19 protein-coding genes are annotated in these 9,768 nt (G+C 59.8%); all 19 read right to left on the minus strand.

Annotated features, from left to right (window positions below):
- Positions 1-61 precede the first annotated feature (61 nt).
- The gene (rplR, locus tag AC1D3C_RS09400) at positions 62-424 is read right to left on the minus strand and encodes a 50S ribosomal protein L18 (protein ID WP_024164298.1); all 363 of its coding nucleotides are present in this window, start codon (positions 422-424) and stop codon (positions 62-64) included.
- Positions 425-436: 12 nt separating this feature from the next.
- The gene (gene rplF, locus AC1D3C_RS09405) at positions 437-970 is read right to left on the minus strand and encodes a 50S ribosomal protein L6 (protein ID WP_247034003.1); all 534 of its coding nucleotides are present in this window, start codon (positions 968-970) and stop codon (positions 437-439) included.
- A gap of 43 nt (positions 971-1,013) precedes the next feature.
- Positions 1,014-1,412 (minus strand): 30S ribosomal protein S8, encoded by a 399-nt coding sequence (rpsH, locus tag AC1D3C_RS09410; protein ID WP_038542158.1) that lies wholly within the window; start codon positions 1,410-1,412, stop codon positions 1,014-1,016.
- 12 nt (positions 1,413-1,424) lie between these two features.
- Entirely contained in the window at positions 1,425-1,730 is a 306-nt protein-coding gene (gene rpsN, locus AC1D3C_RS09415) for a 30S ribosomal protein S14 (RefSeq protein WP_007770129.1), read from the minus strand.
- Positions 1,731-1,763: 33 nt separating this feature from the next.
- On the minus strand, positions 1,764-2,321 hold the full coding sequence (gene rplE, locus AC1D3C_RS09420) for a 50S ribosomal protein L5 (RefSeq protein WP_038542155.1): 558 nt from the start codon (positions 2,319-2,321) through the stop codon (positions 1,764-1,766).
- Positions 2,314-2,622: a 50S ribosomal protein L24 gene (gene rplX, locus AC1D3C_RS09425; protein WP_038542152.1), complete on the minus strand. Its 309-nt coding sequence runs from the start codon at positions 2,620-2,622 to the stop codon at positions 2,314-2,316. Before rplX ends, rplE begins: the two co-directional genes overlap by 8 nt.
- 12 nt (positions 2,623-2,634) lie before the next feature.
- Complete coding sequence (gene rplN, locus AC1D3C_RS09430) at positions 2,635-3,003, minus strand: 50S ribosomal protein L14 (protein ID WP_007770138.1); 369 nt, start codon at positions 3,001-3,003, stop codon at positions 2,635-2,637.
- Between the two features lie 234 nt (positions 3,004-3,237).
- Entirely contained in the window at positions 3,238-3,474 is a 237-nt protein-coding gene (gene rpsQ / locus AC1D3C_RS09435; protein WP_037084728.1) for a 30S ribosomal protein S17, read from the minus strand.
- Positions 3,475-3,485: 11 nt separating this feature from the next.
- Complete coding sequence (gene rpmC / locus AC1D3C_RS09440) at positions 3,486-3,686, minus strand: 50S ribosomal protein L29 (RefSeq protein ID WP_007770142.1); 201 nt, start codon at positions 3,684-3,686, stop codon at positions 3,486-3,488.
- A 12-nt stretch (positions 3,687-3,698) separates the two neighbouring features.
- Positions 3,699-4,112 carry a 50S ribosomal protein L16 gene (rplP, locus tag AC1D3C_RS09445; protein ID WP_007770145.1) on the minus strand — a complete coding sequence of 138 codons (414 nt, stop codon included), beginning with the start codon at positions 4,110-4,112 and terminating at the stop codon, positions 3,699-3,701.
- A gap of 38 nt (positions 4,113-4,150) precedes the next feature.
- Positions 4,151-4,891, minus strand: coding sequence for a 30S ribosomal protein S3 (rpsC, locus tag AC1D3C_RS09450; RefSeq protein WP_007770147.1), 741 nt, complete (start codon positions 4,889-4,891; stop codon positions 4,151-4,153).
- Positions 4,891-5,280 (minus strand): 50S ribosomal protein L22, encoded by a 390-nt coding sequence (gene rplV / locus AC1D3C_RS09455; RefSeq protein ID WP_247034005.1) that lies wholly within the window; start codon positions 5,278-5,280, stop codon positions 4,891-4,893. The genes rpsC and rplV overlap by 1 nt, the downstream gene beginning before the upstream one ends.
- A 2-nt stretch (positions 5,281-5,282) precedes the next feature.
- Complete coding sequence (gene rpsS, locus AC1D3C_RS09460; RefSeq protein WP_007770151.1) at positions 5,283-5,561, minus strand: 30S ribosomal protein S19; 279 nt, start codon at positions 5,559-5,561, stop codon at positions 5,283-5,285.
- Positions 5,562-5,576: 15 nt separating this feature from the next.
- Entirely contained in the window at positions 5,577-6,413 is an 837-nt protein-coding gene (rplB, locus tag AC1D3C_RS09465; protein WP_046636975.1) for a 50S ribosomal protein L2, read from the minus strand.
- 11 nt (positions 6,414-6,424) lie between these two features.
- Complete coding sequence (locus AC1D3C_RS09470; protein WP_007761057.1) at positions 6,425-6,718, minus strand: 50S ribosomal protein L23; 294 nt, start codon at positions 6,716-6,718, stop codon at positions 6,425-6,427.
- Entirely contained in the window at positions 6,715-7,335 is a 621-nt protein-coding gene (gene rplD, locus AC1D3C_RS09475; RefSeq protein WP_037084733.1) for a 50S ribosomal protein L4, read from the minus strand. Before rplD ends, AC1D3C_RS09470 begins: the two co-directional genes overlap by 4 nt.
- 13 nt (positions 7,336-7,348) lie before the next feature.
- A complete protein-coding gene (gene rplC, locus AC1D3C_RS09480) occupies positions 7,349-7,990 on the minus strand; it encodes a 50S ribosomal protein L3 (protein ID WP_037084734.1) in 642 nt (213 codons plus the stop codon).
- A 37-nt stretch (positions 7,991-8,027) separates the two neighbouring features.
- Positions 8,028-8,336, minus strand: coding sequence for a 30S ribosomal protein S10 (gene rpsJ, locus AC1D3C_RS09485; protein WP_003547547.1), 309 nt, complete (start codon positions 8,334-8,336; stop codon positions 8,028-8,030).
- 264 nt (positions 8,337-8,600) lie between these two features.
- Positions 8,601-9,768: elongation factor Tu (tuf, locus tag AC1D3C_RS09490; protein WP_477482677.1), on the minus strand; the 1,168-nt coding region annotated here is incomplete at its 5' end.

The following is a 9,768-nucleotide window of genomic DNA, read 5'->3' on the forward strand; positions in this document are numbered from 1 at the left end:
ATGAGTGCGGCGAACCGCATTTCGCCCGCCTCCCCTATTTCAGGGATGCGGGCGAAAATTCTTAGAAGCTCAGGCCGCCTTCGCGGGCAGCTTCGGCCAGGGCCTTGATACGGCCGTGATAGATGAAGGCGCCGCGATCGAACACGACTTCCGTCACGCCGGCCTTGGTGGCGCGTTCTGCAACCAGCTTGCCGACAGCGGCAGCAGCCGCAACGTCAGCACCGGTCTTCAGCGACGTGCGCAGACCGGCATCGAGGGTGGAGGCGGCAGCAAGCGTGCGGCCGGCCACGTCATCGATAACCTGGACATAGATGTTCTTGGACGAACGGTGAACCGACAGACGCGGACGGCCATTTGCGACCTTCTTGATCTGGCGGCGAACACGGCTCGCACGCTTGGTGAGTGCTTCTTTTCTGGTAGCCATGATCCGTCGTCCTTACTTCTTCTTGCCTTCCTTGCGGACGATCCGTTCCTCAGCGTACTTGACGCCTTTGCCCTTGTAAGGCTCTGGACCGCGGTATTCGCGGATTTCCGCGGCAACCTGACCGACCTGCTGTTTATTGATGCCGGTGACGACGATTTCCGTCGGCTTCGGCACGGCAATGGTGATGCCTTCCGGGGTCTGGTAGACCACGTCGTGGGAAAAACCGAGCGCCAGCTGCAGGTTCTTGCCCTGCAGGGATGCGCGGTAACCGACGCCGTTGATTTCAAGCTTGCGCTCGAAACCGTCCTTCACACCCTTGAAGATGTTTTCGATCATCGTGCGGGACATGCCCCACTTCGAACGAGCATCCTTGCTGTCGTTGACCGGGGTCACCGAGACAGCATTGTTTTCGAGTTCCAGCTTGATTTCGTCGTTTGCGACGAAGAAAAGCTCACCCTTCGGGCCCTTGGCAGTCACTTTCTGGCCATCAACAGTGGCCGTGATCCCTGCAGGAACCTGAACGGGCTTTTTACCGATACGAGACATGTTTCAATCCTGTCTGTTCGCTATGGAGTTCCCCTACCCTGCCTTAGAAGACAGAGCAGAGAACCTCGCCACCAACGTTCTGTTCGCGAGCCTGGTGATCGGCCATCACGCCCTTCGGAGTCGAAAGGATGGTGATGCCGAGGCCGTTCGCGACCTGCGGAATGGACTTTACCGAGACATAGACCCGGCGGCCCGGCTTGGACACGCGGCCGATCTCACGGATCACCGACGCGCCTTCGTAGTACTTGAGTTCGATTTCGATCTCGGCCTTGCCGTTACCGAAGTCGATTTCCGAATAACCGCGGATATAGCCTTCAGCCTGCAGGACGTCGAGAACGCGTGCACGCAGCTTGGAAGCAGGCGTGGAAACGGTCGACTTGCGGCGGGCTGCGCCGTTGCGGATACGGGTGAGCATATCGCCCAAGGGATCAGTCATGGTCATCTAACGATCTCCTTACCAGCTCGACTTGACGATGCCCGGCACCTTGCCGAGATTGCCGAGCTCACGAAGCGCGATACGCGACATCCTGAGCTTGCGATAGAAAGCGCGCGGGCGACCGGTGACTTCGCAACGGTTGCGGATACGCGTCTTCGAGCCATCGCGCGGCAGAGAAGCGAGCTTCAAAGTTGCCTTGAACCGTTCTTCGATCGAAAGTTCCTGGTTCATGATGGTAGCCTTCAGGGTCGCACGCTTGGCGGCCTGGTTGGCGACTGTCTTGCGGCGGCGCTTGTTCTTTTCAACTGCGCTGGTTTTCGCCATATGGGAGTTCCTTCTAAACGCTCGTCGTTACGGTTACTGGCGGAACGGGAAGTTGAACTCTTTCAAGAGAGCCCGTGCTTCGTCGTCCTTGGTAGCCGTCGTGCAAACGATGATGTCCATGCCCCACATCTGATCAACCTTGTCGTAGTTGATCTCTGGGAACACAATGTGTTCCTTGATGCCCATGGCGAAGTTGCCACGGCCGTCAAAGCTTTTCGGGTTCAGGCCGCGAAAGTCGCGAACGCGCGGCAGCGCGATGTTGATCAGACGGTCCAGGAATTCGTACATGCGGGCGCCGCGAAGCGTGACCTTGGCACCGATCGGCATGAATTCGCGAACCTTGAAGCCCGCGATGGAATTCCGTGCCTTGGTGATCACCGGCTTCTGGCCAGCGATGGCAGCCAGGTCGGCAGCAGCCACGGAAGGCTTCTTCGAGTCAGCCGTCGCTTCGCCAACACCCATGTTGATGACGATCTTGTCCAGCTTGGGGATCATCATGTCGTTTGCGAAGGAGAACTGCTCCTTCAGCGCGGCGCGGATGCGGGAATTGTATTCCGCCTTGAGCCGCGGCTCATACTTTGCCTCAGCCATCGATCACATCTCCCGTACGCTTGGCTACACGCACCTTCTTGCCGTCCACGACGGAGAAGCCAACGCGGGTCGGCTTGCCGTCTTTCGCGGCGATCGCGATGTTCGACAGGTGAATGGACGCTTCCTTGTTGATGATGCCGGCTTCCTGCGTCTGAGACTGACGCTGGTGGCGCTTCACCATGTTGATGCCACGCACGACGGCGCGGTCTTCCTTCGGCATAACCTGAAGGACTTCGCCGGTACGGCCCTTGTCCTTGCCGGCGAGTACGACGACGCTGTCGCCCTTCTTGATCTTGTTCATCGCATGAGCTCCTTACAGTACTTCCGGAGCCAGCGAGATGATCTTCATGTGGTTCTTGGCGCGAAGTTCGCGCGGAACCGGTCCGAAGATACGGGTGCCGATCGGCTCTTTCTTGTTGTCGATGAGGACCGCTGCGTTGTTGTCGAAGCGGATGACGCTGCCGTCCGGACGACGGATGTCCTTGGCGGTACGCACAACAACCGCCTTCATCACGTCACCCTTCTTGACGCGGCCGCGCGGGATGGCTTCCTTGATCGAAACGACAATGATGTCGCCGATGGAAGCGTACTTGCGCTTGGAGCCGCCCAGCACCTTGATGCACATGACACGACGTGCGCCGGAATTATCCGCCACGTCGAGGTTTGTTTGCATCTGAATCATGTCAGGTCGCCTTTTTCTAATGACCGGAACGACCGGGCGTCAAAGACGCCCCGTTTCGGCTTATGGACAGAATCTCATTGTGCGCGGGTGGGTCTTGCCAAGGTGGTTTCCTTAAAAGGACCTTCCCTGCGCTCAAAGCAAAAGAACGCTCGTTTCCGAGCGTCCTGCGCCAGTGGGGTGCTTCTTACAGGATTCTACGCCGGGCGCAAGGCCCAGACGCAGGTCCGAAGCAAATTAAGCCTGGGCGGAAACGACCGTCCAGGTCTTGTCCTTGGAGATCGGTGCGCATTCCTCGATGGAAACGACATCACCTACCTTGTACTGGTTGTTCTCGTCATGCGCCTTGTACTTCTTGGAACGGCGGACCGTCTTCTGAAGCAGCGGATGCGCGAAGCGGCGCTCGACCCGGACAACAACGGTCTTCTCGTTCTTGTCGGAAACTACGACGCCCTGCAGAATGCGTTTCGGCATATTATTTTTCCTTAGGCCTTGGCTTCTGCCGCCTTCTGGCGGGCAATGGTTTTCACGCGGGCGATGTCCTTGCGAACTTCGGTGATGCGCGAGGACTTCTCGAGCTGGCCGGTGGCCTTCTGGAAGCGCAGGTTGAACTGCTCCTTCTTCAGGTCGGCGAGCTTGTCCTTGAGCTGGTCGGCCGTGAGGCCGCGAACGTCTTCGGCTTTCATGTGCCTTGCTCCTTACTCTGCGATGCGCTGTACGAAGCGCGTCTTGACCGAGAGCTTGGCAGCACCGAGACGAAGCGCCTCGCGGGCGAGCTCCTCGGAAACACCGTCGATCTCGAACATCATGCGACCGGGCTTGACCTTGCAGGCCCAGTATTCGACGCCGCCCTTACCCTTACCCATGCGGACTTCGGTCGGCTTTGCGGTGACCGGAACGTCCGGGAACACGCGGATCCAGACACGGCCGGCGCGCTTCATCGCGCGGGTGATCGCGCGGCGGGCCGCTTCGATCTCGCGGGCGTTGACGCGGTTGGGTTCCTGGGACTTCAGACCAAATTCACCGAAGGCCAGGTCGAAGCCGCCCTTGGCCACACCCTTGATGCGACCCTTGAACTGCTTGCGGTACTTGGTACGCTTTGGCTGCAACATTTTCTTACTTCTCCGAGCTTATCTTTCGCCAGCGTTGATCAAGCGTTTTCGCGGCGGCGATCACCACGGTCACCACGATCGCCGCGTTCGCGGCTTGCGGGACCCTGTGCATCGCCTTCCATGGCGCGACGTTCAGAAGCCATCGGATCGTGCTCAAGGATTTCGCCCTTGAAGATCCAGACCTTGATGCCGCAGATACCGAATGCGGTTTCGGCTTCAGCCGTACCGTAGTCGATGTCTGCACGCAGCGTATGAAGCGGAACGCGACCTTCGCGGTACCATTCGGTACGGGCGATTTCTGCACCGCCGAGACGGCCGGCGCAGGTGATCTTGATGCCTTCGGCGCCGAGACGCATAGCCGACTGAACGGCACGCTTCATCGCACGGCGGAAAGCCACGCGACGCTCGAGCTGCTGGGCGATCGACTGGGCGACGAGCGTCGAGTCGATTTCCGGCTTGCGCACTTCAACGATGTTGAGATGCGTTTCCGAATTGGTCATCGTCGCGATCTTCTTGCGAAGCTTCTCGATGTCAGCGCCCTTCTTGCCGATGATCAGGCCCGGGCGAGCCGAGTGGATCGTGACGCGGCACTTCTTGTGCGGACGCTCGATGACCACCTTGGCGATACCGGCCTGCTTCAGTTCCGACATCAGGTAGGCGCGGATCTTCAGGTCCTCATGGAGGAGCTGACCGTATTCCGCGTTGTCGGCGAACCAACGGCTGTCCCAGGTGCGGTTAATGCCGAGGCGGAAACCGATCGGATTAATTTTCTGGCCCATTATGCAGCCTCCCCTTTTTCCTCGACTTCGCGGACGACAATCGTCAGATGCGAGAAAGGCTTCTCGATCCGCGATGCACGGCCGCGGCCGCGAGCGTGGAAACGCTTCATCACGATCGACTTGCCTACATAGGCTTCCGAAACGATCAGCGCGTCGACGTCGAGGTCATGGTTGTTTTCGGCATTGGCGATTGCAGACTCGAGGGTCTTCCTCACCGTGCCGGCGATGCGCTTGCGCGAGAATTCGAGTTCTGCAAGCGCGCGTTCGACCTTCTTGCCGCGGATCATGGCGGCAACGAGGTTCAGCTTCTGGGGGCTGACGCGGAGCGTACGCGCAACTGCCTGCGCCTCGTTATCCTTCAGCCGGCGTTCGGTCTTAGCCTTCGCCATGATTACTTCCTCTTCGCCTTCTTGTCCGCGCCGTGACCGTAATAGGTACGGGTGGGAGCGAATTCACCGAACTTGTGTCCGACCATGTCTTCGTTGACGCTGACCGGAATGTGCTTGCTGCCGTTGTAGACGCCGAACGTCAAGCCAACGAACTGCGGCAGGATGGTGGACCTGCGGGTCCACATCTTGATTACTTCACTCCGTCCGCCTTCGCGCACCTTCTCAGCCTTCTTGAGAAGATAGCCGTCAACAAACGGACCTTTCCATACTGAACGAGCCATTAGTGACTTCCTCTCTTACTTCTTGCGCTGGTGGCGCGAACGCATGATGAACTTGTCCGTGGACTTGTTCGAACGTGTGCGCTTGCCCTTGGTCGGCTTGCCCCAGGGGCTGACCGGATGACGGCCGCCCGAGGTGCGGCCTTCACCACCGCCGTGCGGATGGTCGACTGGGTTCATGACGACGCCGCGGTTATGCGGACGCTTGCCGCGCCAGACGGTACGACCGGCCTTGCCGTCGTTGATGTTGCCGTGATCCGGGTTGGATACAGCACCGATCGAAGCCAGGCAGGAGCCCGGTACGAGGCGCTGTTCGCCGGAGTTCAGGCGCAGGATCGCCATGCCGGCATCGCGGCCGACGAGCTGAACGTAGGTGCCGGCGGAGCGAGCCATCTGGCCACCCTTGCCCGGCTTCATTTCGACGTTGTGAACGATCGAGCCGACCGGGATGTACTGCAGCGGCATGGTGTTGCCGGGCTTTACGTCGACGGCCTTTTCGGACGCGATCACCTTGTCGCCGGCAGCAAGACGCTGCGGAGCCAGGATGTAAGCCTGCTCACCGTCGGTATAGGTGACGAGAGCGATGAAGGCCGTACGGTTCGGGTCGTATTCCAGACGCTCGACCGTGCCTTCGACGTCGAACTTCCGACGCTTGAAGTCGACCAGGCGATAGGTACGCTTGTGACCGCCGCCGATAAAGCGGGCGGTGATGCGGCCGTAGTTATTGCGGCCGCCGCTCTTGGAGAGACCCTCGGTGAGCTTCTTGACGGGCTTACCCTTCCAGAGGCCGGACCGGTCGACGATGACCAGCTGACGCTGGCTCGGGGTCGTCGGGTTGTAGCTTTTCAATGCCATTATCTTATACCTCAGAGACCGGTGGAGACGTCGATCGTCTGACCTTCGGCCAGGGTGACGACAGCCTTCTTGACGTCCTTCTGCTTGCCGATGAAGCCGCGGAACCGCTTCACCTTGCCCTTACGGACAAGCGTGTTGACGGCCGTGACCTTCACACCGAAAAGCGCCTCTACGGCAGCCTTGATTTCCGGCTTGGAAGCAGTCTTGGCAACGTTGAAGACGACCTGGTTCTGTTCGGATACCAGCGTCGACTTTTCGGTGATCGAAGGAGATACGATCACATCATAGTGGCGGATGTCGGTCACTTGAAACGCTCCTCTAGAGCTTCCACCGCAGCCTTGGAAAGCACCAGCTTGCCGCGACGCAGGATGTCGTAAACATTGATGCCCTGAACCGGCAGAACATCGACGTTCGGGATGTTCTGGGCTGCGAGCTTGAAGTTGCTGTCGAGCTCAACGCCGCCGATGAACAACACGTTGGTGAGGCCGAGCGAAGCGAACGAACCGGCAAGCGCCTTGGTCTTTGCTTCGGCGGCAACCAGGTTGTCGACGATGATGATGTCTTCAGCCTTCATCTTTGCAGAGAGGGCGTGACGGAGAGCCAGCGCACGAACCTTCTTCGGAAGGTCATGCTCGTGGCTGCGAACGACCGGGCCGTGAGCCTTGCCGCCGCCGCGGAACTGCGGAGCGCGAGCCGAATGGTGACGAGCGCGGCCCGTACCCTTCTGCTTGTACATCTTGGCACCGGTGCGGGAGACTTCAGCACGACCCTTGGTCTTGTGCGTGCCCTGCTGCTTCTTGGCGAGCTGCCAACGAACCATACGGGCCAGAATGTCTTCGCGGGGATCGAGGCCGAAAATCTCGTCCGACAGGGCTACCTTGCCGGCGTCTTTTCCCTCGAGGGTCTTGACGTTAAATTCCATGTGCTTGGCTCCCTTACTTCGCGGCCGACTTGACGGCATCGCGAACGACGATCCAAGCGCCCTTGGAGCCAGGAACGGCACCCTTGACGAGGATCAGGCCACGGTTCTCGTCGGTGGAAACGACTTCGAGGTTCTGGGTGGTGATACGCGTCTGGCCCATGTGACCAGCCATGCGCTTGCCCTTCCAGACCTTGCCCGGATCCTGGTTGTTACCAGTCGAACCATGCGAACGGTGCGAAACGGACACACCGTGCGTGGCGCGGAGACCACCGAAGTTATGGCGCTTCATGGCGCCGGCGAAACCCTTACCGATCGAGGTACCGGTGACGTCCACCAGCTGACCCGCCGTGAAGTGACCTGCCGTCAGCTCGGTGCCGACGTCGATCAGATTGTCTTCGGAAACGCGAAACTCGACGAGCTTCGCCTTCGGCTCGACTTCGGCAACGGCGAAATGGCCGCGCAGCGCCTTGGTCGTGTTCTTCACCTTGGCAGTACCGGCACCCAGCTGAACGGCAGTGTAGCCGTTCTTGTCTACGGTGCGCTGAGCCACGACCTGGCAGTTTTCCAACCGCAATACGGTTACAGGGACATGCTCGCCTGCGTCGTTGTAGACGCGCGTCATTCCCACCTTCTGTGCAATTACACCTGAACGCATCGGTTCAATCCTTCTCACTCAGCCCGAGACAGAAGTCTCAGAGCTTGATCTCAACATCGACACCAGCGGCGAGGTCGAGCTTCATCAGCGCGTCCACCGTCTGCGGTGTCGGGTCAACGATATCGAGAAGGCGCTTATGCGTGCGCATCTCGAACTGCTCGCGGCTCTTCTTGTCGATGTGGGGGGACCTGTTAACCGTAAACTTCTCGATGCGGGTCGGAAGCGGAACGGGGCCCCGGACGCTTGCGCCGGTGCGCTTCGCCGTCGACACGATCTCGCGCGTCGACGCGTCGAGAATGCGGTGATCGAACGCCTTCAGGCGAATGCGGATATTTTGGCCGTTCATTCGACGTTATCCTTGTTGTCTTGTTTATCCACGTGCCAACCCAATAGGGCACGGGTTGTTCTCTTACCTTAAGGCGGACCACCGGTTTCAAAGATCGAAGGGGACACCGAGGATACGGCGTCCCTTTCCAGTCTTCGGGCCTTCGGCCCACCTTGTCTGTTCATTGCCTGCCTCGAACCCGAAGCAGAGGGCAAATCACGCTCGCGCGCCATTTGCTACATTTTTGTGTCATACGCAAGCGGCCAAGGCCGCCTGCGTTAAAACTTACTCGACGATCGAGGCGACGATGCCGGCGCCGACGGTGCGGCCGCCTTCGCGGATTGCGAAGCGCAGCTTTTCTTCCATCGCGATCGGGTTGATCAGCGTCACCTTAACGGTCACGTTGTCGCCAGGCATGACCATCTCCGTGCCTTCCGGAAGCTCGACGATGCCCGTCACGTCCGTCGTGCGGAAGTAGAACTGCGGACGGTAGTTGGTGAAGAACGGCGTATGACGACCGCCCTCTTCCTTCGTCAGGATGTAGGCTTCAGCCATGAACACCGTGTGCGGCTTGACCGAACCCGGCTTGCACAGGATCTGGCCACGCTCGACGCCGTCACGCTGGACGCCACGGATCAGCGCGCCGATGTTGTCGCCGGCCTGGCCCTGGTCGAGCAGCTTGCGGAACATTTCAACGCCGGTCACCGTCGTCTTGGTGGTGGCGCGGATGCCGACGATCTCGACTTCTTCGCCAACCTTGACGATGCCGCGCTCGACGCGGCCGGTCACGACCGTACCACGGCCCGAGATCGARAACACGTCTTCGATCGGCAGCAGGAACGGCAGGTTGATCGGACGCTCAGGCGTCGGGATGTAGGCGTCGACAGCGGCCATCAGCTCGCGGATCGAATCTTCGCCGATCTTCTTGTCCGAATCTTCAAGAGCAGCCAGTGCCGAACCCTTGATGATCGGAATGTCGTCGCCCGGGAAGTCGTAGGACGACAGAAGTTCGCGCACTTCCAGCTCGACGAGCTCGAGAAGCTCGGCGTCGTCGACCTGGTCGACCTTGTTCAGGAACACCACGATTGCCGGAACGCCGACCTGACGGGCGAGCAGGATGTGCTCGCGGGTCTGCGGCATCGGGCCGTCGGCAGCCGAGCAAACCAGGATCGCGCCGTCCATTTGCGCCGCACCGGTGATCATGTTCTTCACATAGTCGGCGTGGCCGGGGCAGTCGACGTGCGCATAGTGGCGGGCCGGCGTCTCATATTCGACGTGCGCCGTCGAAATGGTGATGCCGCGTGCCTTTTCTTCAGGAGCCGCGTCGATCTGGTCATAGGCCTTGTACTCGCCGAAGTACTTCGTGATCGCGGCCGTCAGCGACGTCTTGCCATGGTCAACGTGACCGATCGTGCCAATGTTGACGTGCGGCTTGTTGCGCTCAAACTTGCTC

This window comes from Neorhizobium sp. P1_A6 (genome assembly GCF_056406795.1).